The organism is Psychrobacter nivimaris, assembly GCF_009812035.1.
Classification (GTDB): Bacteria; Pseudomonadota; Gammaproteobacteria; order Pseudomonadales; family Moraxellaceae; genus Psychrobacter; species Psychrobacter nivimaris.
Window position 1 is genome coordinate 112,722 of sequence record NZ_VZIZ01000015.1, and the last position, 24,516, is coordinate 137,237.

Consider the following 24,516-nt stretch of genomic DNA (forward strand, 5'->3'; position numbering starts at 1 on the left):
TATTTATACAATAGGATTAAGTTATGGCAATCGACGTAGTGGTCAATCAGCGACATTTGCAAATTCAGCTCAAGCAGTTGGAAACAGTCTGGCATACGGTGATTAATGGCTATAACTTAAGTCAAGCAGCGACTGTGCTACACACCAGCCAATCGAGCTTGTCAAAACATATCGCGGCACTTGAAAACCAACTGAAGACCGAAGTATTTATTCGTCAAGGAAAGCGTCTGACAGGGCTGACCACCATGGGTACGGCTCTTATGCCACATATCGAGTCTATCTTTGCTGAAATCCGTACCATTGAAAACCTAAGTTTAGACTTTAATAATCCTAATATCGGTACGCTGACGATTGCTACCACTCACACGCAAGCGCGTTATGTACTGCCGCAAGTGGTTAAAGAGTTCAAAGATCGTTTCCCTAAAGTAAATCTGATTTTGCAACAGGCAGATCCTGAGACCATCGCTCAGATGGTCATCCGCGGTCAAGCCGATATCGGTATTGCCACTGAGTCCTTGCTGCATAACAACTATTTAAGATGCTACCGTTACTATGACTGGACGCATCGCGTTATCGTACCGAGTGATCACGAACTGGCTAGCCAAGAGTCTATCGACTTGCCCACGCTTGCCAGCTATCCGATTGTGACCTATCACGGTGGTTTTACAGGACGCGGCGCGATTGACAAGACGTTTGATGAAGCAGGACTGGAGCCAGATATTGTATTAGCGGCGCTCGATGCCGATGTGATCAGCACCTATGTCGGTCTAGGCCTAGGTATTGGTATCATCGCAGAAATGGCATTTGAGCCAAGCCATTATCAAAACCTGACTGCCATACCCGTCGATCATTTTGGTCGCTTTACCAGTTGGATGGCGGTACGCGATGATGCAGAAATCCGTCAATATGGTCGCGCTTTCATAGAGCTATGTCAAAAGCAATTTGCAAATTAATGAGCATTTGTTAAATAAAGTATCTCAGACTTGCTCACCCTTACTAGACTGAGCTGTGGATGATAAAATAGATTCTAGAACGTTATTCAATGTTTCTTTTATATATCATTCACACTTGTATTGATATTTGGTCGAATGAAATTGATTTGCGACTAAATATCAATACATATTAACTTGCTCTTTTGTAAACAGGTGATACCGCTCATGGAAAAATTCGTAGCGATCATTATGGCAATTTTTGCCGCCCCTCTACTCATTGGCGGCGCTTATTTATTGTCCTTAGGCGGTAGTCCTTACTACCTCATTGCTGGCGTCATTATACTAACGACAGCTTTTTTATTGTTCAAAAAACACTGGAGTGCTTACGGGTTATATGCACTATTTATCGTAGCAACCATGGCTTGGGCGCTTTGGGAATCTGGGTTCTATTGGTGGGCGCTAGCACCTCGAGTTGGCTTCCCGCTTATATTTGGTTTGCTCATGCTACTGCCATGGGTATCCAACAAAATGCGTGGGCCTAAAACTCACGTAGCCGCAAATGTTGCAGCTACAAACAACGTTAAGAAAAGCCCTCTGTACTATTGGGGTCTGCTCGTAAGCGTGGCCGTAGGTGCACTACTCTCTTTTGGTAGTTTAGCCAACAATGCCACCGACAAACTCGGTGAGCTTGATTTGACTGCTGCAAATGATGACGAGCAAAACGTCAGCTCAGATGAGACGTCAGCTAACCTTGGTGATCCGTTATCAAACGGTCAGCAAACACCAGATGGCGAATGGAGCGCGTATGGTCGTACTGATTATGGTCAGCGCTACTCACCTCTAGATAAAATCAATACCGATAACGTCAAAGATTTAGAGCTGGCATGGCAAATCCAAACAGGTGACGTCAAAGGGCCTAACGATGTCGGTGAGACCACTTATCAAGCAACACCATTAAAAATCGGCAATGCGCTGTACCTATGTACGCCTCATAACTGGGTACTAGCGCTAGATGCCGACTCTGGTGAGACGCTATGGAAGTTTGATCCTCAAGTAGAGGAAAACTTACAACGACAGCATCAAACTTGCCGAGGTGTGTCTTATTATGCGGGTCAAGCGACCAGTCCTGACCCTATCGCTAGCGCTGCTAATAATTCAGCAGAGAATAGCAACAGTACAGCTAGCCCCGTGCAAGTACAGAAAATTGCTGGCAATACCTTTGAAAACGCGTCTAAGCAATGTGATGCCAAGATATTTATCCCAACCTCTGATGCGAAGTTATATGCACTTGATCCAAACACTGGGCAACGCTGCCAAGACTTTGGGGATGATGGTGCACTAGACTTGATGCATAACATGCCGTTTAATCAAGCAGGTTACTATTACTCGACGTCACCACCAGTCATCGCGGGTGATACCATCATCGTCGCTGGTGCTGTCAATGACAATTACGACGTCAACTCGCCTTCTGGTGTGATCCGTGCGTATGATGTCAATACCGGTGAGCTGCTTTGGAACTGGGACTCAGGTGATCCTGACAATACAGCACCTTTCGATGTCAATGATCCAACCCAAACTTATAAGACCAGTTCGCCAAATTCATGGTCAGTCGCTACTGCCGATGAAGAGCTTGGATTGGCCTACTTCCCTATGGGTAACCGCACACCGGATCAGCTAGGTAGCTACCGAAATGCCGCTGAAGAAAAGTATGCAACGTCTGTTGTCGCTCTAGATATCGAGACTGGTGAAGCACGCTGGGTTCAGCAGTTTGTCCATCATGACCTTTGGGACATGGACACGCCTGCGCAGCCAACCTTACTTGATCTAGATACGGCCGATGGTGTACAGCCTGCGCTGGTTGTGCCAACCAAACAAGGTGATGTATACGTCTTAAACCGCGCAACGGGTGAGCCTATTGTACCGATTAAAGAACGTCCTGCACCGCAAGGCTATCTCATAGCGGGAGAGCACGCAGCGCCAACTCAGCCTTATTCTGGCTTGAGCTTTGAGCCTGAACCACTGACTGAAAAAGACATGTGGGGTGCCAGTCTTGTTGATCAAATGATGTGCCGTATTGAGTTTAATAAGCTCAACTATGATGGTCGCTACACCCCGCCATCAACCAATGGTAGCTTGGTCTATCCTGGTAACTTTGGTACCTTTAACTGGGGTGGTATCGCAGTCGATCCTGAGAATGGCGTGATGTTTGGCATGCCAACTTACTTGGCATTTACCTCAAAACTCATTCCTAGAGACACGTTGGGCGATGCAGAGACCAATAAAGGCGAGCAAGGCGTCAATGCCAATGAAGGTGCAGATTATGCAGTAGAATTAGGTCCCTTCTTGTCACCGCTAGGCGTACCTTGTCAGCAGCCACCATGGGGCACGATCGCTGGCGCTGATCTGACCACAGGTGATATCGCGTATCAACGCAAAAATGGTACGGTACAAGACTTGTCTCCTATTCCTATCAAACTGGAATTGGGCGTACCTGGTATCGGTGGACCTATCATCACCAAAGGTGGCGTAGCGTTCTTGTCAGCGGCGACAGAAAACAACTTCCGAGCTTATGACTTAAAAAATGGCGACGTACTATGGAATGTTCGTATTCCAGCAGGTGGTCAAGCCACGCCAATGACTTACTTGAACTCTAAAGGTGAGCAAATGGTCGTATTGGTCGCAGGTGGTCATGGTTCAGTTGGCACAACCATTGGTGATTATGTCTTAGCTTATAAGCTTGGTGACCAAGATAAATAGTGTTGCATTTAGTTCTTAAAATAATGATTATTTAATTTATCATTATATTATAATCTTATAATTAGAGAAGCAGGTAACTTAGGTTGCCTGCTTTTTTTAATGCCATCTTTTTTTAATGCCATAGTATAATGCTGCTAAATCCTTTTATGACCTTACTTATGGTTTATTTATCGCTTATTTTGACAAACGACAACCTTTATAAATACACCTTAATAATTGTTAAGCGAGCTTAAAAACAGAGTTAACTGACTTTGTTATGATTCATTAACAGTGACTAGCGGCACTTGAAACTACCACTGTCTATAAGCATATCAGTAGAAAATAATTTACACACTACTGGAACATTTATGAGTAACAAAATCCCTTTATCTTTTTTAGATCTTGCGCCTGTACCTCAAGGCAAAACCATCGCTGAAGGCATCGCCCAAACGGTCGAAACCGCGCAGCAAGCAGAAAAATCAGGCTTAAACCGCTACTGGATGGCAGAGCATCATAATATGCCGGGTATCGCCAGTGCAGCCACTTCAGTACTGCTATCGCATATCGGTAGTCAAACCGACCGTATCCGTATTGGTGCGGGCGGCGTCATGCTACCGAACCACGCCCCTCTCGTGATTGCTGAGCAGTTTGGTACTTTGCAGGCATTATATGGTGACCGTGTGGACCTAGGCCTAGGCCGTGCACCTGGTACTGATGGTGCGACGTTTCAGGCACTTCGTCGACAAATGAAAGATGCAGAACGCTTTCCACAAGATGTGCAAGAGCTGATGTATTTCTTAGGTAATGATGCAGATGGCAGCCCTGTACAGGCATTTCCTGGCGCAAAATCAGGCATACCGATTTGGATATTAGGCTCTTCTCTATTTGGTGCGACTTTGGCTGCACATTTAGGACTGCCTTATGTGTTTGCCTCTCACTTTGCTCCGCAAATGCTTGGACAAGCAATTGAGGCTTACCGTGAGCAGTTTAAACCGTCTGTCTATCTAGATAAGCCTTATGTGATGTTGGCTGCTAACTTATTGCTGGCTGATGATGATGCGACTGCTCGATATCACTTTACCTCAGCACAGCAGAGCTTTGTACGTCTGCGCCGTGGCGAAACAGGTCAAATGCCTAAGCCTACCCACGATATGGACAGTATCTGGAGTCAAGCAGAGAAAATGATGGTAGACAATGCATTGTCAGTATCATTCATTGGCTCTGTCGACACGGTCAAACCAAGACTCGCTGCGTTTTTGGCAACCTATCAGCCAGATGAGCTGATTGTGACGGCCAATATATATGACCAAGCTGCCCGTATCCGTTCACTTGAACTTACACCGGAGCTAAACTTATTTACTTTACAATGAAATGAGACACTTGCATAATTATTGATGAACCTTAACTGGATTTTTGACATGGAAGCAACTCCCATTATCGGTGCATCGCTCATGATTGGCTCATCAATATTTATGTATATCATCGCCTTTCTTGCAGTTATGGCTATCGGTGGTTATTTGACCTATCGTACTAGCCCAAAGCGCAAGCAGCGCCGTGAAGACAAGCGTAATAGTGAACGCTAGATTAATAAAAAAGCCCTCTTTCCTTATTTGAAAAGAGGGCTTTTTTAATGCTGTCAAAATTAGATAAGGCGAAAGTACTTGCTTATTTAAAGATAGTATAAAATCTGCATTACATCAATCCAAGCGCACGTAACGTCGCTGCCCCAATCGCCATACCAAACATACCGACGACGGTAGTAAATGCCAAAATATTAGCCGCTAATACGTCATTGCCACCCATTGCTTTTGCCATGACATAGCTGGCTGCAGCTGTTGGTGATGCGACCATCAAAAACAAAACCCCCATATGCACGCCTGACAACCCGAACCCAAGTCCAACAGCGATAGCAATCAATGGCGCAATGACAATTCGCCCAATGCTCGCCTGCATGGATAAGCCCGAAGGATGCAACATAGACTTTAGGTTAATACTAGCACCTGCACAGATCAGTGCTAGCGGCAGAGCCACCGCTGCCAGTAAGTCGCCAGTCGTATGAATTACCCCAGTAAGCGGTGGTAATGGCAGTGCTTTGTAGACGAATGCCCCAACCAATGCCAAAATCAAAGGATTGGTCAGTAATTTTTTTACGATCATCGTACCGCGACTAACCCATGTGTCATCCACGCTTTTGGATACGCGGCTTAGGGTAATGACCGCTAAGATATTAAACAGTATCGTCACCACGCCCATATAGACAGCACCGATACTTAACCCTTGCGCGCCGTAAGCGTTGGCCACGGTTGCAAGGCCAATGATGGCCATGTTGCTACGGAATACGCCTTGTACAAACACACCTTGGTCCTCAGGACGCTTGACGAAGCGTTTGGCATAAAACTCTGCGCCAATAAATAATATAAACGTCACCAAGATACCAACAAGAATAAGCGTAATTTGCTTACCATAATCGACGTCGCTATCGACCACGCTAAAAAACAATAAACACGGCAAGCAATAATTAAAGACAAAACTTGATGCCTGATCGATAAAAGTTTGGCTTGCTTCACCCCGTCTTTGCATAAAAAAACCCAACCACATTAAGGCAAGGTTGGGTAAGACAATAGTAATAGCAAAAACAATAGCATCAATCATAAGTAGACTCAGTTCGGTGACAAGCCCATGAATATATGGACATCAGCGAGAAAAATTAACAAGTATTAAGAAAATTTACTGACCTAGTATAGAGACAAAGTGGCAGGTAGGACAAGGTTACATGTGATTTTCTTTCAAAATCGATCGTTTTTTTGACAAACAAAAGCCCGTAACGAAATATCATTACGGGCTTTTTATACTATAAGTGCCTTATTATAAAAGGCTTTACTACATTGCTATTACGAGTCCAATGCAGCTTTTGCTTTTTTATGCTTTTTAACCGTCATTGCCAACAACTGAATGGCAGCAGGGGTTACACCGCTTACGCGTCCCGCTTGAGCTAGCGTTGCAGGACGAACTTGCGTAAGTTTTTGTACTATCTCATTTGATAGTCCTGACACGATACTATAATCAAAGTCTAACGGTAGCGCTGTGTTTTCTAGTCGCTTCATTTGGTCGATATCTTCTTGCTGACGGTCGATATAGCCCGCATATTTAACAGAAATCTCTATCTGCTCACCCACTTGCGTATCAACGGCTGAGTCAGTGATAGCGGCGATATCAGCAAAATGTATTTGCGGACGCTTTAGCAAATCAAAGGCAGTAGACTCTTTAGACAGCACTTCACCTGTTTGCTCAGTCACTTGCTTACCTAATGCATTAGCAGGCGTAGCCCACATATCTTTTAGGCGTGAGGTTTCTGTCGCGATGGCTTCCATTTTTTCTTGATAGGCTTGCCAGCGTACATCGTCTACTAGACCTAGCTTACGACCAGTCTCAGTCAAACGCTGATCGGCATTGTCTTCACGTAAGAGCAAGCGATATTCTGCACGGCTCGTAAACATACGATACGGCTCGGTAGTACCGTGGGTAATCAAGTCATCGACAAGCACCCCAAGATACGCTTCATCGCGGCGCGGTGTCCACGTGTCAAATTCGCTATTGTTAGTAGTGACCAATGCCGCATTGGTACCTGCGAGCAAACCTTGTACGCCCGCTTCTTCATAGCCTGTCGTACCGTTGATCTGACCCGCAAAGTACAGACGATCAATCGACTTAGTCTCAAGCGTTGGCTTGAGGTTTTGTGGATCGAAATAATCATACTCAATCGCATAACCCGGACGAGTAATATGCGCGTTTTCTAAGCCTTTCATACTATGAATAAAGTCTAACTGTACATCAAATGGCAAACTGGTTGAGATACCATTTGGATACAACTCATGTGTGGTCAGACCTTCTGGCTCGATGAAAATCTGGTGGCTGTCTTTATCCGCAAAGCGATGAATCTTATCTTCGATAGATGGGCAATAACGCGGGCCTACGCCTTCGATTTTCCCAGAGAACATTGGTGAACGGTCAAGGTTTTCACGGATAATGTCATGTGTACGCGCATTGGTATGCGTGATATAGCAATTGACTTGCTCAGGGTGCATAGAGACATCACCCATATAGCTCATCACTGGCAATGGCGTATCACCCGGCTGTACCGTCATTACACTGAAATCAACACTACGAGCATCGATACGAGCTGGCGTACCTGTTTTTAAACGACCAACTGGTAGCTTAAGTTCACGTAAACGATCTGCCAACTTGATAGAAGGCTGATCCCCTGCACGGCCACCATTTGAGTTCTCCATACCAATGTGAATAACGCCGCCCAAGAAAGTCCCTGAGGTCAATACCACTGTTTCGGTCTTAAAGATAATACCCGTTGAAGTAACTACTGCCGACGCACGACCATTCTCTACCAAGATATCATCAGCGGCTTGCTGGAATATATCTAAATTTGGCTGGTTTTCTAGCGTATGGCGGATAGCTGCTTTATACAAGATACGATCTGCTTGCGCACGCGTGGCACGAACGGCAGCCCCTTTACGGCTGTTTAATACGCGAAACTGGATACCAGCCTTGTCCGTTGCCAGCGCCATTGCACCGCCCAACGCATCAATCTCACGCACTAAATGCGATTTACCGATACCGCCAATCGCAGGGTTACAACTCATCTGTCCGAGCGTCTCAATATTATGCGTCAACAATAAGGTCTGTGCGCCCATACGTGCAGCCGCCAGAGCAGCTTCTGTACCGGCATGACCACCGCCGATCACTATCACGTCGTAATGTTTTGGGTATTGCATGTGTGCCTCACTTGACTCATAACGCTGCTGATTGCCATATCTTATGTTCAAATAAGAAAACAGTCAGCAAATAAACGTCAGTCGAATTTATAAGAAGATAACGACTCAGATAAGTCGTTCATAATTGGTTGAATAACCCATCATTATAACAATTTTTTCACGCTTAAAAAACGCTAGGATAAAAACTATTAAAATTAAGCGAAAAGTTCTCTACTCTAGTTACTGTCTTACTAGTTGTTGCCTTACTAATGACTATTTTAACTATCATTTTAGTTATTATTGCCAGGGCTAAGCGGTACGATCTGATCTGATTGCCCACTAGACAGCATATGATGACTACCATACCCTTCTGGATTGATCTGTAGATAGGCGTTCATTTGACCAATCGCCTCACCATCATCACTGGCCAAAATCTGCTCTTTGATGAGCTCAACTGGCGGTAATGGTAGATTTTTAAGCAATGCCAAGCGCTGATGGTTATCACCCTTGTGGACTACCAATTCGATAAGCTGACGAGCATCGATTGGCAAATCTGGTGTGTTCTGTGCTAACAGTGCCAAATGATAAGCACCTGCAGGATCTTGGTCTACAACGATGCGCTGCTCGATAGCCACATATGTCGCTTCAGTTGCACCGCCTGCCACACTAAGCTGATGAATACACTTAAGTGCTGAGTATGACTCATTATTAGCAATCTCAATAATGCGTGTCGATTCATTTTTTAAACGTTGACGGCGTTTTTCAATCGCCGCCTGCTCAGCCGCTTCTCTTTGCTCGTTTGACTGTTCGCTGGTTTGGTTATTCATAAAGCTCTCTTACTCATCTGATAATTATTATTTATATCGCTGGTATCTTGGACACTATATGGGGGTAAATCCCATAAAAACAACGAAGCCTAATGATATAGGCGCGTAGAAATAATAATAGGGACAAGAATAGATACGCTACTAACAACACTAATAGCGACAATAAAAAAACCCAAATAGCCATTAGATGACTATCTGGGTTTGTTGTGCTCGTCTCTTGCAAAGGCTGATTGGACATTAAAGACATCCAATTCACACTTTTAAGTATTAAGCAGCAGGGCTGTTTGCTTCAACCAATGGCTTTAGCTCGCCTGATTGATACATTTGTAAGATGATGTCTGATCCACCCATTAGCTCACCATCAATCCATAATTGCGGGAACGTTGGCCAGTTAGCGATTTTTGGCAACGTTGCACGGATTTCTGGGTTTTCTAAAATGTTTACAAACGCAAATGGACGACCAATCTGAGTCAACACTTCGATAGAGCGCGCTGAAAAGCCACACTGTGGAAATTGCGGTGTGCCTTTCATGTAGATAATGACTTTATTGTCACGGATTTGATCACGGATCAATTGTTCAACGTCGTTTGCAGCAGTGTTTGGGGTTTGCTCACTCATAAAAGCTCCTATTGATAAAGCGGTTCATTAAAATGATTATTTATATAAAATAATTGTGTAAAGACGTGGCTGATACATGGGGCGACTGCCGCTGTATTACAAGCACGAATTTCTATCTATATAGGTTCGATAGCATTAGGGACTAATAATACCACGGCATTGGCCATGATGCCCTCTTGACGACCCGTAAATCCCAATTTTTCAGTCGTGGTGGCTTTTACACTGATATTGCTAATATCTGTTTGTAAGTCGCTAGCGATATTAGCGCGCATTGCCAGATTATGCGGCGCCAACTTTGGACGCTCGCACATTACGGTAATATCAGCATTGCCTAGGCTGTAACCAGCCTCTTGCACTTTGCTATAAACATAACGCAGCAATACTCGTGAATCCAATCCAGCATGTGCCGCATCGGTATCGGGAAAATGCTGCCCGATATCGCCAAGTGCTAAAGCACCAAGAAGCGCATCAGCCAATGCGTGCAAGACCACATCACCATCAGAGTGTGCCAGCAAACTGTGAGTATGCTCAATAGGCACGCCTGCTAGAATGACATATTGCTGCTGCTGACCATTATTATGAAAAGCATGAACATCGATACCTTGACCAATTTTTATCATTATTATTCCAAGATGAGTTAAAGGTGATTAAAATAATTCAAAACCACTATCTGAATTTTCAAAGTGGTTTTACTAGTAGCCAGACACCATCGGTCGCCACCAGTTTCAATTAACTGGTATAATATGACGTTTATTTTATCATAATACCAGATCCAAAAGACAAGCTGACGTTGCTGTGCTGAGACTACGTATTGTAGTGATTGCATAACGCTTGGCGTCGGCATGTACTTTGGATAACGTATAAATAGTTGAGCCGTTTTATGTCAGCCATACAAAATACCTCAAGCACAACCGTTTCTGAGTCTTTTAATGCTCATCGCCCTTTAACACTTGCTGATGTCGAAAATCCTAGTACCAAGCATGTGATTGTCGGTATGTCAGGCGGGGTCGATTCTTCTGTATCAGCCGTATTACTTCAACAGGCAGGCTTCAAGGTCGAAGGCTTGTTTATGAAGAATTGGGAAGAAGATGACGGCACCGAATACTGTACGGCGATGGATGATTTAGCAGACGCGCAAGCCGTATGTGACAAAATTGGTATGAAGCTGCACACGGCCAACTTTGCTATGGAATACTGGGATCGCGTATTCGAGCACTTTTTGGCGGAATATAAAGCAGGACGCACCCCAAACCCTGATATCTTGTGCAATAAAGAAATCAAGTTTAAGGCGTTTTTGGACTATGCATTGACCCTTGGTGCAGATTATATCGCGACCGGTCACTATACACGTCGCAGTGTGAACTATACCAATGCCGAAGGTGATGAGGTTGCACAGCTCTTACGCGGTCTTGATAATAATAAAGATCAAAGCTATTTCTTGCATGCGGTTGGCGGTGACAAAATCGCCAAAACGCTATTTCCCGTTGGTGAGCTTGAAAAGCCAGTGGTACGTCAAATTGCTGAAAATCATGACCTAGCGACGGCTAAAAAGAAAGACTCTACAGGCATTTGCTTTATTGGTGAGCGCCGTTTTAAAGACTTCTTACAGCAATATTTGCCTGCCCAAAAAGGCGAGATACTTACTGATGATAATAAAGTCATCGGTACTCATGATGGCCTCATGTATTACACATTGGGTCAACGCGGCGGCATCGGCATTGGCGGGGTTAAAGACCGTGTAGAGGCACCGTGGTTTGTATTGGCAAAAGATTTAGAGAAAAATCGTTTAATCGTCGGTCAAGGGCATGAACATCCCATGCTAATGAGCAACGAGCTAAAAGCCTATAAGCTCGACTGGATTGATGGTTTACCGCCTGCGGATGTGTTTAGCGACGAAGGTCTAGCCTGTATGGAAAAGTCTCGCTATCGCCAGCCAGACCAAGCGTGTCGCGTATTTGCGACCAATACTGATGGCAGCGAAGTGCGCGTGGTATTTGATGAGCCACAGCGCGCCGTCACCCCTGGTCAGTCAGCGGTATTTTATATCGATGAAGTATGTCTAGGCGGTGGCGTGATTGAATCTATCGATGCACCTTGCGGATTCTAATTGATTCCTAATACCCAACCTAAAGCACAGATGTTGATGCAGTAAATAACATAATTTTAACGAGCGTCAACATCGCTTTATTTGCATAGACCGCTTTTTTAATATCATATTTCTGCTATATTACGCGCAACGATTTCGACGTCGTTTATTATATGGTAATTTTTTATCTAGACTCTTGCAGTTTTTTATTTCATAACTACTGAGGCATAACCATGACTCCACTTACCGCTCTCTCTCCAATTGATGGCCGTTACGCATCAAAGGCTGACAGCTTACGTCCTTATTTATCTGAATTTGGTCTAATCAAAGCCCGCGTTACGGTAGAGATTCGCTGGTTGCAGTCTTTAGCTGACAACAGCGCAATTGGTGAATTAGCAGCATTTGATGACCAGACCAACGCTTTTTTGAATGCAATCGTTGATGACTTTAGCGAAGCGGATGCTCAAGCTATCAAAGACATCGAAGCGACGACCAATCACGATGTAAAAGCGGTTGAGTACTTTATCAAAGACAAGTTCCGTGGTCAGGATGCCTTGATTGACTCACTTGAGTTCATTCACTTTGCTTGTACCAGTGAAGATATTAACAACCTATCATATGCATTGATGCTCAAAGACAGCCGCGAGCTAGTCGTTGCCAAAATGCAGCAAGTGACTGATAGCATCGTTGACTTATCTATTGCTCACGCTGATCAGCCAATGTTATCACGTACACATGGTCAGACAGCCAGTCCAACGACACTGGGTAAAGAGATGGCAAACGTAGCCTATCGCCTAGCCCGTCAAATCAAGCAAATCAATCAAGTAGAGCTATTAGGTAAAATCAACGGCGCAGTCGGTAACTATAATGCGCATTTTTCAGCGTATCCTGACGTCGACTGGCAGAGCCATGCTGAAGCGTTTATCAATCAGCGTCTAGAGCTAACGTTTAACCCTTATACGACTCAAATCGAGCCACACGACTATATCGCTGAATTGTTTGATGCTGTTAAACGCTTCAATACAATCTTGATCGATTTTAACCGTGATATTTGGCAGTATATTAGCTTAGGCTATTTTAAACAGCGCCTAAAAGACGGTGAAGTTGGCTCTTCTACCATGCCGCATAAAGTTAATCCAATTGACTTTGAAAACTCTGAAGGTAACTTAGGCGTTGCCAATGCGATGCTAGCCCATTTGGGTGAGAAGCTACCAATTTCACGTATGCAGCGTGACCTATCGGACTCAACCGTATTGCGTAATATCGGTGTTGGTCTAGCACAGAGCATGATTGCGTTTGACGCTTGCTTAAAAGGCGTGGGTAAACTTGAGCTAAATGCACAGCGTTTAAATGATGATTTGAATCAAGCGCAAGAAGTGTTGGCAGAGCCAATTCAAACGGTCATGCGTCGCTACCGTGTTGAAAACCCGTACGAAAAACTAAAAGCATTAACTCGTGGTAATGCCATGACTCGTGAAGCTATGCTAACGTTTGTCGAAAGCGATGAGCTATCGGCGGTTAGTGATGCGGATAAAGAACGCTTACGTGCATTGACGCCTGCTACTTATATCGGTAATGCCGCTGAGCAAGCACGCGCTATTAAAGAATGGATTGCCAAGCTGTAATAACTGATAAGAGCATACTGATAATGGAATCAGTCTAGAAAGGTAGGAGCGCCTAGTATTATTTACTCGCTCCTATCTTGATAGTAATTTTATCTTATTCACTTATTATCTTAATAGCTATTATCTGAATAAACAGTAACCTTACTTTGAACGCTATGATTGGTTTTGATTCGATTGCTTTTGATTCAAAACCCATAGTTGATAAGTAAGGTTTTATTTTTTATCATCATCGTCATCACTGTCGCCCGGTATGATGGCTTTACCCACAGCAACGGTTCCTTTGACCACGCCTTTGGTAGTTTTATAAGCGATTTTTGCGGGTACTGTGACGATTTTATGGACACAGGCTTGTAGCAAAAACACGCTAGCGATAATGACAACAAAATGCAGCTTTTTCATAACGTTCCTACGATTGAGTGGATGCTCTGATGACAGCTATTATTTTGATAATCGTTATTGTTTATATGTACTATATAAACGTCACCAAAATAATAGACATCAAATAGATGACAATCTTAAACTATTAAAACCTTCCTATAAAGCATCCTTTATTATTAATCTTGTACACCGCCAAAATATGGATTTATCAATGACTTCTATTCCTCTTTGTTTACCCGACTCTATCACGCCTAAGCAATTCCTGACTGAATACTGGCAAAAGAAGCCACTGCTTATTAAGCAAGGGTTGCCGCAGCTAGTTGATATGTTTGAGCCAGATGACATGATTGGTCTTGCACTTGAAGAAGATGCTAGCGCAAGACTGCTGACTCAAGCAGCCAGTAAAAAAGAAGGTCAGGCACAGTGGCAACTTAAAAAAAGCCCACTGAATGAGACTGATTTTGAAAACCTACCAGAGCAATGGACCGTATTGGTACAGAATCTTGAGCAATGGTCGCCAGAGCTTGGTCAGTTGTGGCAAGCGTTTGACTTTATTCCGCAATGGCAGCGCGATGACATCATGGTCTCTTATGCGCCAGCAGGTGGTTCGGTCGGTAAGCATTATGACGACTACGATGTGTTTTTGGCACAAGGCTATGGCTCTAGACGTTGGCAGTTAGGCAAATTCTGTGATGACCAGACAGAATTTGTTGCTGATGAGCCGCTTCGTTTATTTGACGACATGGGCGAGCTTATTTTTGATGAGATACTAGAAGCGGGTGATGTGCTTTATGTACCGCCGAAATTATCACATTTCGGTGTAGCACAAAATGACTGTTTGACTTTCTCGTTTGGTTGCCGCCGTCCAAACCTGATGCAAATCATCGATAGTGTGGCCGATATTGCGACTAACGACAGCAAGCTATTTATCCCGATGCTACTACCGCAAGCGCTACAAGCGTCAGGTGAATTGCAAGCAGATAGTATTGCCGCTATCAAGGCGCAATTACTAGAGATGCTACAATCTGATCGCGGTGATGATATGATTCGCCAAGCAGTCTCTGAAGTGATTAGTAAGCGCCAATATGATGCGCTGATGCCAGAAGAAACGTTAGATACCGATGAGCTTATGCAGGCCCTGTCAGAAGGGGCCACATTGCAGGCGGACTATAGCAACCGCCTACTCTATAGCCAGACCACTGATGGCACCGTGCTGTATGCTAATGGTCAACGTATCGATGGGCTTGATAAAGCGGCGATAGCAGTACTAGTACGCTTGGCCAATGGTGAAGCATTACAGCATAGCGACGTCACCGATGTTGATGCAGATGATTTGAGCGAATGGCTAGAGAACGGCTGGGTATGGGTGGATGTGGCTGAATAAAATCTCATAATCAAACTTCAGTTAAACAACGCAAACAAAAAAAACCGCTAACTGATAATGACTCAGATAGCGGTTTTTTCTTATATATTTTTTGCAATTACTAGTTTGGCATTTATAGCGCTACCAAATACCGCTTAGCCTTTATGAGAATTGATATAAAAGCTAAGCGGATTCGTAATTATCGCATTGATTCTACTCTGTACCAAGCTCAAGTAAGCTCGCGTTACCACCGATTGCTGTGGTATTGATAGTCTTGACTCGCTCAGTGACAAAGCGATGCAGATAATCAGGCGTTAGCATTTCTGACAAGCCTTCCATATCAGTGACACTGATAACCTGTGTCAAAATACCGTCAGTATTGGCAAGCTCTTGACTGACGGCTTGCACTTCGCTGCGGCTACCAGAGACAGCCACTTGCGCTAGACGATCGATGTATAAAAGCGTGACCGTTTGCGAATCGTTAGCCACACTTAATACATCTTCGCTGATACCTGTATCGTGCAATATCTTAGCAGCTTCATTACACATCTCATCTTGGCTTGGGCAATGCAATATAACTTCATTACCTGTTAGGAGTGCCGCGATAAGCTGACCTAATACTGCCATGGCTCTAGCAGTTTCGCCGCCGATAACCATGGTTTTACCACGACCAGTCACATACAAGTCATTAGACTCGCCTGTTGCCCCTGTCATACGATGCATCTCATCCAAACTAGGCGCAGCGCTCAACAAATGGTTGAATAAACGCTTTGCTTTATTGGCATCACCAGTGAGCAATGCCAGTTTTGGAATGGCTGCTTGTAGATACGTTGCGCGGTTGACTGCGCCGAGTAATCGCCAAGATTCACAAACCTGGGCATGATTTTTTTTGAATTCAGTCGCCATGTTGCTACTCCTTATGCGAGTTCTGTTTGAGTGGTAGTTTGGGTTTCGGTCGCTGTCATATGAGCAGCTGACTGTTCAGCGTTGACTGTTTCTGAGCTAAGCTGCATCAGACGTGCGACATAGTGAGGGCCACCAGCTTTAGGACCAGTACCAGATAGGCCACAACCACCAAATGGCTGTACGTTTACGACCGCACCGATTTGGTTACGGTTGATGTAAGTGTTACCGACAAAGGCACGACGCTCAATGTGCTCAACAGTATTTTCAATACGGCTATGAATACCTAACGTCAAACCAAAGCCTGTGTTGTTAATGGCATCAATCAGCTTATTCAAATCACGTGCTTGATAGCGCAGTACGTGTAGAATTGGGCCAAAGTGCTCACCGCCGATCACATCAATGCTTTTCACTTCGATTGCGGTTGGCAATACAAAAGTAGACTTCTCTTGACTGACGACTGAGCTTGAGCTCATCGGCGTCTGTGCCAAAATGGTAGCAGTCGGCTCAGCACTCATACGTTCGATGTGCGCCTCTAAACCATGCTTAGCATCAGCATCAATCACTGGACCTACATCTGTGGCAGCATATAGAGGATTACCTACAGACAGCTCAGCCATATTACCTTGCAATAGCTCGATTAAATCATCCGCCATCTCTTCTTGTACACACAATATGCGACAAGCTGAACAACGCTGACCTGCTGAACCAAATGCTGATAGTACCGCATCTCTAACGACTTGCTCTGGCAGTGCCGTTGAGTCAACGATCATCGCATTTTGACCGCCAGTCTCAGCGATAAAGACAGGCAATTCACCGCTAGCTTGTGCATGATCATTTAAGCTTTGGTTGATACGTTGGGCTGTTTGAGTAGAACCTGTAAATATCACACCTGCGATATTATCAGCAGCCGTCAAAGCACCACCTACGTCGCCTGCACCAATGACTAATTGTAATGCTTCTGCTGGTATACCCGCTTGATACATCAATTGGGCACCAAAATGAGCTACCAAACTGGTTTGTTCAGCAGGTTTCGCTACTACCGTGTTACCTGCAGCAAGTGCAGCTACAATCTGTCCCGTATAGATAGCCAATGGGAAGTTCCATGGACTGATACAAACGAAAGTGCCACGTGCTTTATACACTTGACGAGACTGCTTACCAGCCAAGTCTGTGAACTCATGTACGACATCATCTAGACGCTCTGCTTCGTCAGCATAGAAACGACAGAAATCAACAGCTTCTTTGATTTCATCGATGCCATCTTGCATGGTTTTACCCGCTTCAACTTGGCATAGTGCCATTAGTTCAGCGTAGTTTTCTTCGTATAGCTCAGCAATCTTACGTAATATCTCAGCACGCTTAGCAGCTGGTACATTTTTCCATACATCTTGACCAGCAACAGCAACGTCAATCGCTTGGCGAGCCACTTCAGCGTTGGCATAAGTTACTTCACCAGCACTAACTTCATGATTCCAAGGCGCAAGTACAGTCTGCTTATCAAGCTGATTCGTTTGACGATCCACTTCATAGGTATCAACAGCTTTACCATTAATGATAGAGGTTGCTGACCATGTCTTATGCAGATGGCTATCAATAGCTGATTTGAACGGTAACCATTGTGACTCTACAAAGATATTAGGGCCAAAACTTGCACGACGTTCACCGTAAATCTCTAACGGTAACGGGATGTCTGGATTGTGCAATGTTGCATTACCAAGCAGCTTGTCATATGGATGCACTGTTAGCTTTTCGATTGGGTAAGACTTGTCTAGCAACTGATGAACAAACGAGCTGTTGGCACCGTTCTCTAATAAGCGGCGTACCAAGTACGGTAGCAAGTCTTTATGCGCGCCCACTGGCGCATAGATACGTACAGGAATCTCATAAGCTTGCAAAATATGATCATAAAGCGCATCGCCCATGCCGTGCAGACGTTGGAATTCAAAGTCTCTATGTGCACTCATGATCATGATTGATGACAGTGTATGCGCATTATGCGTCGCAAACTGTGGCCAGATTAGGCCGCGCAGATGGTCTGACAATAAGAAGCGCGCACAAGCAAGGTATGCAGTATCCGTACCTTCTTTACGTGTCCAAACTGGATAGCCTGATAGACCTTTTTGCTGAGCAAGTTTGATCTCAGTATCCCAGTAAGCGCCTTTAACTAGACGTACTGGAATACGATCACCGACTTCAGTAGACAGACGAGCAAGCCACGCTAATACAGCGATAGCGCGTTTAGAGTACCCTTGTACAACGATACCTAAACCATCCCAGTCCGCTGTCAAATTATCACGGTACAAAGACTCAAACAGTTTTAGAGAAATCTCGAGGCGATCTGCTTCTTCAGCATCAATACTGATATCGACATTGACTTCACGTGCCGCTTCAATCAATAGCAGGCAACGCTGACGCAATAAGCCCATTACTTGCGCTTCTTGTGTCGCTTCATAGCGAGGATGCAGTGCTGATAATTTGATAGACACTGACGGCTTTGGCATGCCTTCTTTGACTTTTACGTTAGCAGTGGCTCTGATCGCATGTAGATAGTCGTTGAAGTATTTTTCCGCATCTTTATGCGTGATAGCCGCTTCACCTAACATATCAAATGAATAGGTATAGCCTCTATTACGATATGGCTGGCTGTTTTTATTGGCGTCTTCGATAGTCTCGCCCAATACAAACTGATGGCCCATGATACGCATGGCTTTTTGCATCGCACTACGAATGACAGGCTCGCCCATCTTTTTAGTCATGCGATCCAAGAAACCTGATGCAGTGGTGCTGCTGTCAATACTGACAACGCGACCAGTCATCATCATGCCCCAAGTAGAGGCATTGACCATAAAGCCATTGTCATTTTTAATGTGCTTTTTCCAGTCGGCCACACTCATTTTGTCATGAATCAACGCATCAGCCGTATAATTATCTGGCACACGAATCAAAGCTTCTGCCAAGCTCATGAGCAAGATACCTTCTTGGGTATCAAGGCTATACTCAAGCAATAATGAGTCAACCATCTTGACGGCTTTACCATCATTACGTACGTGCTCGACCAGTTTGCGCGTTTGCTCAGCAGCAGCATCGCGTTCTTCTATACTGGGTTTGGCAAGTGGCAATAACTCAGACAACCAACGTTCTTCATCGGCGCTATATAGCGGCGAAATACGCTTATTTAGCGCTTCTGCTGACTGGGCGAGATACTCAGGCGACAGCATATCAACAGGATTAAACAAGATCGGCTCTTGCGGGGTAAACTGGTCTACTGGGTTCATAATAACTCCATAACTATCGTTTAAAAACCATAATAAATGGTGCTTTAGGAAGTCTGATCGTCCTGTATAACTGCTCATAACCGCTATCAAAAAATAGGGGTTATTGACGGATATTCACAGCAATAATCAAAAGACCAAACGGCGCCATCACAAAACTAAAAATCCAGCATAGGCTGGAGACGGTTAAGTAGGTCGTTCGACTGTTAAACGGGCTACGTTAACAATACAAAGGCAACAACGAAAAGCTAAGCGGCATTAGTGCCTTCTTCTTGTTAGTAGTGAAAGGAGTGTGATGACCAAATATCGCCTTATTGAACCGAAAAATCGCTCTAATAATCACAAATCTGTCATCTATGGTGATGCTAATTCACTGTAAGAAAAACCTCTACGGCGTTGATTGAGGTGATGCGCTTAACTCGGCTATAATATCACGAAAGTTTTTTTCAAACTAACGAAATTTATTATTTTCATAAATTAATATATATCTAAATAACAATAACTTACAAGCATTTTATTGGCCATGACGCTTTGGTTACGTTTTTTTGTTTACTATTGCCCATAGTTTGGCATCACCCTACTTAATACTGGTATCAGAAATACTAAACATTAACCATAAGAATATCGGGATTAAATTAAGACGATAGTCTTATAATGCTGACAAAAAAAACCCTCCTTATCATCAGCTGATAAGGAGGGTTTCTTGTTTAAGACACTATTAATGTCTTACTACACTTTGCATTATAAGAAAATAATCTTGAACAATAATATAGCAGTCAAAATCCAGACAGCGATACTGATATCTGCAAACTTGCCTGCAATTGCTTTTACAGCCGTAAAGGTAATAAAACCAAGTGCGATACCGTCAGCGATAGAGTATGTAAGCGGTGTGAATAGCAATACCACGACCACTGGTGCCGCTTCTGTTAAGTCGCTCCAGTTAATGTCCTTTAGAGTACCCATCATAAGTACGGCTACATAAAAGATAGCGCCAGCCGTTGCATAAGCTGGAATCATACCCGCTAGTGGCGAGAAGAAAATACTGAACAGGAATAACACGCCTACCGTAACAGCCATCAAGCCTGTACGGCCACCTGAGGCGATACCAGAGATACTTTCAATATAGCTAGTTGTCGATGAAGTACCCAGTAAAGAACCCGCTACTGTCGCTGTTGAATCAGCGAGTAGTGCCTTGCCCATGTTCGGGATATTGCCATCTTTGTCCGTTAGTTTTGCTTGGCTAGTGGTAGCAATCAAAGTACCCGCAGTATCAAACAAATCGACAAATAAGAAAGCAAAGATAACACTGATCATGCCCACATCAAATGCACCAGCAATGTCTAACTGCATAAGCGTCGGTGCAATAGAAGGCGGTGAAGAGATGATACCTGTGAACTGCGTATAGCCCATTAATAAGCTAATCAGTGCAACCAATAAAATACCAATGGTTACCGCACCTGGGACTCTCTTATAAGACAGGCCAATGATAACAACAAAACCTAATGAAGCCATGACAGGACCAAATGATGTCATGTCACCAAGGCCAACTAAGGTGGCATCATGATTGACGATGATACCTGCGCTTTGCAACGCAATAAACGCCAAGAACGCACCAATACCAGCAACTACGCCGTTTTTGAGAGACGTTGGAATAGCATTAATGATTGCTTCACGAATCTTGAATAGACTCAATAGTACAAAGATACAACCAGACAAGAACACCGCACCTAACGCTGTCTGCCATGCGTAGCCCATACCAAGCACCACACCATAGGTAAAGAAGGCATTAAGACCCATACCTGGTGCGAGCGCAACTGGTAGTCGGGCGTAGATACCCATAATGAAACAACCTACTGCTGCTGCTATACAGGTCGCTACAAATACGGCCCCTTTATCCATACCTGCATCGGCTAAGACGTTAGGGTTGACAAAGATAATATAGGCCATCGTCAAGAACGTGGTTATACCAGCGATGATTTCTGTTTTGATCGTGGTATTTTCACCATTAATCCCAAAATAGCGTTCAATTGCATTCATAAGTGTCGCCCCGACTGGCTAATAAAAAGTCATCATTACCTAAAATTGAACATGACCTCAGCGAAAAAATAACGATGCCACAATAAGAATAATGTAGTAACAAAGCGTAACATATTAGACCAGTTATCTTACAAACTCAATCGTTGATAATGTCTATCTCGTACAAAATAGGATTTTGAGAGACTTCAAGACTATCGGTCAGAAAAGCCACATGAAAAGCTATATATAGTCATGCTGCTCGACGCTATTCGAAAAACTACTTTCTACTCGTCATTGAGGAAATATTCGGTTTGACTCATGAGCTTTAGGTAGTAAGTGTTTGCTCGGTCATTATCCATGTTATCCAACTAACTATTGAATGAATCAGTAGTAGCCCAACTAAATAGTCGTTTAACACATTAATAATGACCTTTCTCTCATTTAGAAGTAAACTAGGGGGTTATTATACCGATACCTAAATCGCGATACTTACTGTTGCAGCATTTTTCTAAGCACAGTTACAAATTTTTAGTGAAGAAACGTGCTGCGTATTAAATAATAAAAAGTAAATAGTGTTTGTTTAGGGGTTGTCTGGTTCGGATACCACTATTCCAGCCAGCTGTTATCAATTATTCGTGAGTCCATTACATGCCTGAATCATTAAATATTGTCGGTCTTATTACCCAAGCCAGTCTATTGGTGCAGATTGTGATGGCACTATTGTTATTAGCCTCTTTACTCAGCTGGGTTATTATCTTTCGCATGAGTGCTCGACTTGGTACAGCCAAAAACTTTGATCAACAATTTGAGACTTGGTTTTGGTCAGGCGAAGACTTGGCCAAACTATATCAAGGCATTCAAGGCTCTCCTGATCGTCAGGGACTTGAGCAGATTTTTTATGTGGGCTTTTCAGAATACCTAAGAATGCATAAAAAGCGTCAACCTAAAGACGACATTATCGATGGTGTTGAACGCAAGCTACGCGTCGGCCTAGGTCGCCAGCAGCAATTGCTAGAGTCGGGACTGACGACGCTAGCCAGCATTGGCTCCGTTGCTCCGTACATCGGATTGTTCGGTACAGTGTGGGGCATTATGAATGCCTTTTTGGGACTGTCTCAAACTGAGCAAGCTACCCTCGCCTCTGTCGCTCCCGGTATCGCCGAAGCACTGATTGCCACAGCCATGGGTTTGTTTGCCGCTATCCCTGCGGTATTGGCATACAACCACTTCACAGCAAAATCGAGCCAACTATATGACTCGCGTGCCTTATTTTGTGATGAGATGACGGGCATGCTGCAGCGTGAGACCAGCGTACAAGCACCTATTAGCAAAGAAACCCAAGTTAATGCAGGTCAGGTGACAGGGCTATGAAACCAAACCCCTACGGCCGTGAAAAAAAAGCTCTTAATGCAGAAATGAACGTCGTACCTTACATTGACGTCATGCTGGTGCTACTGGTGATCTTTATGGTGACAGCGCCGATGCTGATTACAGGCGTCGATGTTGATTTGCCAAAAGAGCAAACCAATACCATGAGTCAAAGCCAGTTACCTGTGATTGTCTCGTTGACTGACAAGGGTGATATTTTTATCAGCTATGAAAGCAATGTCGACGTGCCAGTAAGTGAGCCTGAGCTGATTAATACATTGTCTAACCTGCAGTCTCAGAGCGATAATAATAATGCTGAACCAGTACAGGTGATGATCAATGCCGATCAAAACAATCAGTACGGTGCCATCATGACGCTCATGGCAACCTTGCAACAAGCAGGTATCGAAAAAGTTGGGTTACTAACCGGTGCACCACTACCCACGCCTTCTTTATAGTGATAAGCGTCCTTTAGTAAATGTCTTATATCATAATAGCCAATCCTAGTAATCCATCTGACAAATCACGTTCATGAGTATCCTTACCATGCATAATGCTCCTGCCGTCTATGTACCTACCGAACCAGAAAGCAACGGGCTAACACTGCCGACGTTGCTAAGCTTACTGGCGCATGGCCTTGTCATTGGCATACTGGTCTATAACTATCAAACTACTGAAGTTGAGACTGCTGGTAGTATTGAGACGGTCATGGTGTCTCCTGAGCAACTTGCTGAAATGCAAGGACAAATACTGGCCAACCGTGCAGCAGCCAGTGCGATGCAGATGGATAGTAGCACTAGCGATTCGTCTAGTAGTGCCCAGCCAGAAATATCTGGTAGTAGCGTCAGTGCGCAAAATCCAAGTCAGTCAAGCTCTCAGCGCGTGCCTATATTTATACGATCTGAGGAGCCAGCTGGTCAACCCATACTGATGAGCGAAGACCATCAACAACGTCTTCTTGAGCAAAATCAAGAGTATGAGCGCAAAATGGCTGAGTGGGCAGCGCAGTTAGACGAGTCCGCTATGGAAGAGCTTGACCAAGTCGATCAAAGCAAACGCGACCAGCTTATAGAAGAACAAAAAAGGCTGGGAGAGTTTCGTCAAAAGCAAAACAATCCACCAAAGATAAAACGTCCCACTGCTAGCGATCGCAATATTGAGATTGATACTGCTGGCTCTGGCAATGCAGGAAAAACCTTTAGCCTATCAGATGGGCAGTCTACTGTGTCTGGTGATACGTCAACCTCTAGTACGTCCAAGGGCAGTAGCCGTTCTGCATCCAGTGGCAGTCGCGGTGCCAGCAACAGCGAAATCATCAACTTAATCAAGCGCAACTATACGCCGCCTACTGCTGCGCGGGGCTCTACTCAACGCGCCACCCTGACCATCACTGTCAATGCAAATGGCGATGTGATCAATGTGACTGCCTCTGGACCTGATAGCACGGTCAACGAAGCGGCAAGACAAGCGGTACTCAATACTGGCAGCCTCCCGATTGATGCTGATGACCCTAAATACCCGACTTTTACCATACAGTTTAAAGGCAGCAATTAATCAGTTGCTAGGTTCTTATAATATTGGTAACGTGACGTTAAGCGGCTTGTCTCGCATAGGTTGCTGCCT

At 44.3% G+C, this 24,516-nt stretch carries 19 protein-coding genes; 10 read left to right on the plus strand and 9 right to left on the minus strand.

Annotated features, from left to right (window positions below; all coding sequences use genetic code 11):
- Window positions 1–23: 23 nt before the first annotated feature.
- The 4 genes from FQV37_RS07070 (at window position 24) to FQV37_RS07085 (ending at window position 5,251) form a co-directional block, all read left to right on the plus strand.
- Window positions 24–953 (plus strand): LysR substrate-binding domain-containing protein, encoded by a 930-nt coding sequence (locus FQV37_RS07070; protein WP_160021927.1) that lies wholly within the window; start codon window positions 24–26, stop codon window positions 951–953.
- A 204-nt stretch (window positions 954–1,157) separates the two neighbouring features.
- A complete protein-coding gene (locus FQV37_RS07075) occupies window positions 1,158–3,689 on the plus strand; it encodes a glucose/quinate/shikimate family membrane-bound PQQ-dependent dehydrogenase (protein WP_160021929.1) in 2,532 nt (843 codons plus the stop codon).
- A gap of 347 nt (window positions 3,690–4,036) precedes the next feature.
- Complete coding sequence (locus FQV37_RS07080; protein WP_160021931.1) at window positions 4,037–5,038, plus strand: LLM class flavin-dependent oxidoreductase; 1,002 nt, start codon at window positions 4,037–4,039, stop codon at window positions 5,036–5,038.
- Window positions 5,039–5,086: 48 nt separating this feature from the next.
- On the plus strand, window positions 5,087–5,251 hold the full coding sequence (locus FQV37_RS07085; protein WP_160021934.1) for a hypothetical protein: 165 nt from the start codon (window positions 5,087–5,089) through the stop codon (window positions 5,249–5,251).
- A 109-nt stretch (window positions 5,252–5,360) separates the two neighbouring features.
- Here FQV37_RS07085 and FQV37_RS07090 read toward each other — a convergent pair whose 3' ends face one another.
- The 5 genes from FQV37_RS07090 to ispF all read right to left on the minus strand — a co-directional run bounded on the left by FQV37_RS07090 (window position 5,361) and on the right by ispF (window position 10,499).
- Window positions 5,361–6,320, minus strand: coding sequence for an AEC family transporter (locus FQV37_RS07090; RefSeq protein ID WP_114701038.1), 960 nt, complete (start codon window positions 6,318–6,320; stop codon window positions 5,361–5,363).
- Window positions 6,321–6,559: 239 nt separating this feature from the next.
- Window positions 6,560–8,455: a tRNA uridine-5-carboxymethylaminomethyl(34) synthesis enzyme MnmG gene (mnmG, locus tag FQV37_RS07095; RefSeq protein ID WP_160021936.1), complete on the minus strand. Its 1,896-nt coding sequence runs from the start codon at window positions 8,453–8,455 to the stop codon at window positions 6,560–6,562.
- Window positions 8,456–8,724: 269 nt separating this feature from the next.
- Window positions 8,725–9,261 (minus strand): hypothetical protein, encoded by a 537-nt coding sequence (locus FQV37_RS07100; RefSeq protein ID WP_160021938.1) that lies wholly within the window; start codon window positions 9,259–9,261, stop codon window positions 8,725–8,727.
- A 267-nt stretch (window positions 9,262–9,528) separates the two neighbouring features.
- Window positions 9,529–9,879, minus strand: a complete 351-nt coding sequence (grxD, locus tag FQV37_RS07105; protein ID WP_057759647.1) for a Grx4 family monothiol glutaredoxin — start codon at window positions 9,877–9,879, stop codon at window positions 9,529–9,531.
- 116 nt (window positions 9,880–9,995) lie between these two features.
- Complete coding sequence (ispF, locus tag FQV37_RS07110; protein WP_160021940.1) at window positions 9,996–10,499, minus strand: 2-C-methyl-D-erythritol 2,4-cyclodiphosphate synthase; 504 nt, start codon at window positions 10,497–10,499, stop codon at window positions 9,996–9,998.
- Window positions 10,500–10,759: 260 nt separating this feature from the next.
- Between ispF and mnmA the strand changes: the two genes are divergently transcribed.
- Both mnmA and purB read left to right on the plus strand, forming a co-directional pair.
- Window positions 10,760–11,986, plus strand: a complete 1,227-nt coding sequence (gene mnmA, locus FQV37_RS07115) for a tRNA 2-thiouridine(34) synthase MnmA (protein ID WP_160021942.1) — start codon at window positions 10,760–10,762, stop codon at window positions 11,984–11,986.
- 212 nt (window positions 11,987–12,198) lie between these two features.
- Window positions 12,199–13,590, plus strand: coding sequence for an adenylosuccinate lyase (purB, locus tag FQV37_RS07120; RefSeq protein ID WP_057759636.1), 1,392 nt, complete (start codon window positions 12,199–12,201; stop codon window positions 13,588–13,590).
- A 213-nt stretch (window positions 13,591–13,803) separates the two neighbouring features.
- On the opposite strand, the gene FQV37_RS07125 is transcribed toward purB, so the two are convergent.
- The gene (locus tag FQV37_RS07125) at window positions 13,804–13,989 is read right to left on the minus strand and encodes an NF038104 family lipoprotein (RefSeq protein WP_057759633.1); all 186 of its coding nucleotides are present in this window, start codon (window positions 13,987–13,989) and stop codon (window positions 13,804–13,806) included.
- A gap of 190 nt (window positions 13,990–14,179) precedes the next feature.
- Here FQV37_RS07125 and FQV37_RS07130 point away from each other — a divergent pair, with 190 nt between their 5' ends.
- Window positions 14,180–15,352, plus strand: a complete 1,173-nt coding sequence (locus FQV37_RS07130) for a cupin domain-containing protein (RefSeq protein WP_160021944.1) — start codon at window positions 14,180–14,182, stop codon at window positions 15,350–15,352.
- A 192-nt stretch (window positions 15,353–15,544) separates the two neighbouring features.
- On the opposite strand, the gene FQV37_RS07135 is transcribed toward FQV37_RS07130, so the two are convergent.
- From FQV37_RS07135 to FQV37_RS07145, 3 genes are all read right to left on the minus strand, one after another.
- Window positions 15,545–16,237, minus strand: coding sequence for a 1-pyrroline-5-carboxylate dehydrogenase (locus FQV37_RS07135; protein WP_057759629.1), 693 nt, complete (start codon window positions 16,235–16,237; stop codon window positions 15,545–15,547).
- An 11-nt stretch (window positions 16,238–16,248) separates the two neighbouring features.
- Entirely contained in the window at window positions 16,249–19,512 is a 3,264-nt protein-coding gene (putA, locus tag FQV37_RS07140) for a bifunctional proline dehydrogenase/L-glutamate gamma-semialdehyde dehydrogenase PutA (RefSeq protein ID WP_160021946.1), read from the minus strand.
- A gap of 738 nt (window positions 19,513–20,250) precedes the next feature.
- Complete coding sequence (locus FQV37_RS07145; RefSeq protein WP_101204806.1) at window positions 20,251–21,546, minus strand: NCS2 family permease; 1,296 nt, start codon at window positions 21,544–21,546, stop codon at window positions 20,251–20,253.
- A 627-nt stretch (window positions 21,547–22,173) separates the two neighbouring features.
- Here FQV37_RS07145 and tolQ point away from each other — a divergent pair.
- The 3 genes from tolQ (at window position 22,174) to FQV37_RS07160 (ending at window position 24,447) form a co-directional block, all read left to right on the plus strand.
- Window positions 22,174–22,896 carry a protein TolQ gene (gene tolQ, locus FQV37_RS07150; protein WP_160021948.1) on the plus strand — a complete coding sequence of 241 codons (723 nt, stop codon included), beginning with the start codon at window positions 22,174–22,176 and terminating at the stop codon, window positions 22,894–22,896.
- A complete protein-coding gene (gene tolR / locus FQV37_RS07155) occupies window positions 22,893–23,351 on the plus strand; it encodes a protein TolR (protein ID WP_160021950.1) in 459 nt (152 codons plus the stop codon). Before tolQ ends, tolR begins: the two co-directional genes overlap by 4 nt.
- Before the next feature lie 73 nt (window positions 23,352–23,424).
- The gene (locus FQV37_RS07160) at window positions 23,425–24,447 is read left to right on the plus strand and encodes a cell envelope integrity TolA family protein (protein ID WP_240990973.1); all 1,023 of its coding nucleotides are present in this window, start codon (window positions 23,425–23,427) and stop codon (window positions 24,445–24,447) included.
- The last annotated feature ends 69 nt before the right edge of the window (window positions 24,448–24,516 follow it).

What these genes read in the sequence shown, in the direction of transcription:
- FQV37_RS07070 (WP_160021927.1), top strand. Translation starts at nt 24, where the DNA reads ATGGCAATCGACGTAGTGGTCAATCAGCGACATTTGCAAATTCAGCTC.
- FQV37_RS07075 (WP_160021929.1), top strand. Translation starts at nt 1,158, where the DNA reads ATGGAAAAATTCGTAGCGATCATTATGGCAATTTTTGCCGCCCCTCTA.
- FQV37_RS07080 (WP_160021931.1), top strand. Translation starts at nt 4,037, where the DNA reads ATGAGTAACAAAATCCCTTTATCTTTTTTAGATCTTGCGCCTGTACCT.
- FQV37_RS07085 (WP_160021934.1), top strand. Translation starts at nt 5,087, where the DNA reads ATGGAAGCAACTCCCATTATCGGTGCATCGCTCATGATTGGCTCATCA.
- FQV37_RS07090 (WP_114701038.1), bottom strand. Translation starts at nt 6,320, where the DNA reads ATGATTGATGCTATTGTTTTTGCTATTACTATTGTCTTACCCAACCTT.
- mnmG (WP_160021936.1), bottom strand. Translation starts at nt 8,455, where the DNA reads ATGCAATACCCAAAACATTACGACGTGATAGTGATCGGCGGTGGTCAT.
- FQV37_RS07100 (WP_160021938.1), bottom strand. Translation starts at nt 9,261, where the DNA reads ATGAATAACCAAACCAGCGAACAGTCAAACGAGCAAAGAGAAGCGGCT.
- grxD (WP_057759647.1), bottom strand. Translation starts at nt 9,879, where the DNA reads ATGAGTGAGCAAACCCCAAACACTGCTGCAAACGACGTTGAACAATTG.
- ispF (WP_160021940.1), bottom strand. Translation starts at nt 10,499, where the DNA reads ATGATAAAAATTGGTCAAGGTATCGATGTTCATGCTTTTCATAATAAT.
- mnmA (WP_160021942.1), top strand. Translation starts at nt 10,760, where the DNA reads ATGTCAGCCATACAAAATACCTCAAGCACAACCGTTTCTGAGTCTTTT.
- purB (WP_057759636.1), top strand. Translation starts at nt 12,199, where the DNA reads ATGACTCCACTTACCGCTCTCTCTCCAATTGATGGCCGTTACGCATCA.
- FQV37_RS07125 (WP_057759633.1), bottom strand. Translation starts at nt 13,989, where the DNA reads ATGAAAAAGCTGCATTTTGTTGTCATTATCGCTAGCGTGTTTTTGCTA.
- FQV37_RS07130 (WP_160021944.1), top strand. Translation starts at nt 14,180, where the DNA reads ATGACTTCTATTCCTCTTTGTTTACCCGACTCTATCACGCCTAAGCAA.
- FQV37_RS07135 (WP_057759629.1), bottom strand. Translation starts at nt 16,237, where the DNA reads ATGGCGACTGAATTCAAAAAAAATCATGCCCAGGTTTGTGAATCTTGG.
- putA (WP_160021946.1), bottom strand. Translation starts at nt 19,512, where the DNA reads ATGAACCCAGTAGACCAGTTTACCCCGCAAGAGCCGATCTTGTTTAAT.
- FQV37_RS07145 (WP_101204806.1), bottom strand. Translation starts at nt 21,546, where the DNA reads ATGAATGCAATTGAACGCTATTTTGGGATTAATGGTGAAAATACCACG.
- tolQ (WP_160021948.1), top strand. Translation starts at nt 22,174, where the DNA reads ATGCCTGAATCATTAAATATTGTCGGTCTTATTACCCAAGCCAGTCTA.
- tolR (WP_160021950.1), top strand. Translation starts at nt 22,893, where the DNA reads ATGAAACCAAACCCCTACGGCCGTGAAAAAAAAGCTCTTAATGCAGAA.
- FQV37_RS07160 (WP_240990973.1), top strand. Translation starts at nt 23,425, where the DNA reads ATGAGTATCCTTACCATGCATAATGCTCCTGCCGTCTATGTACCTACC.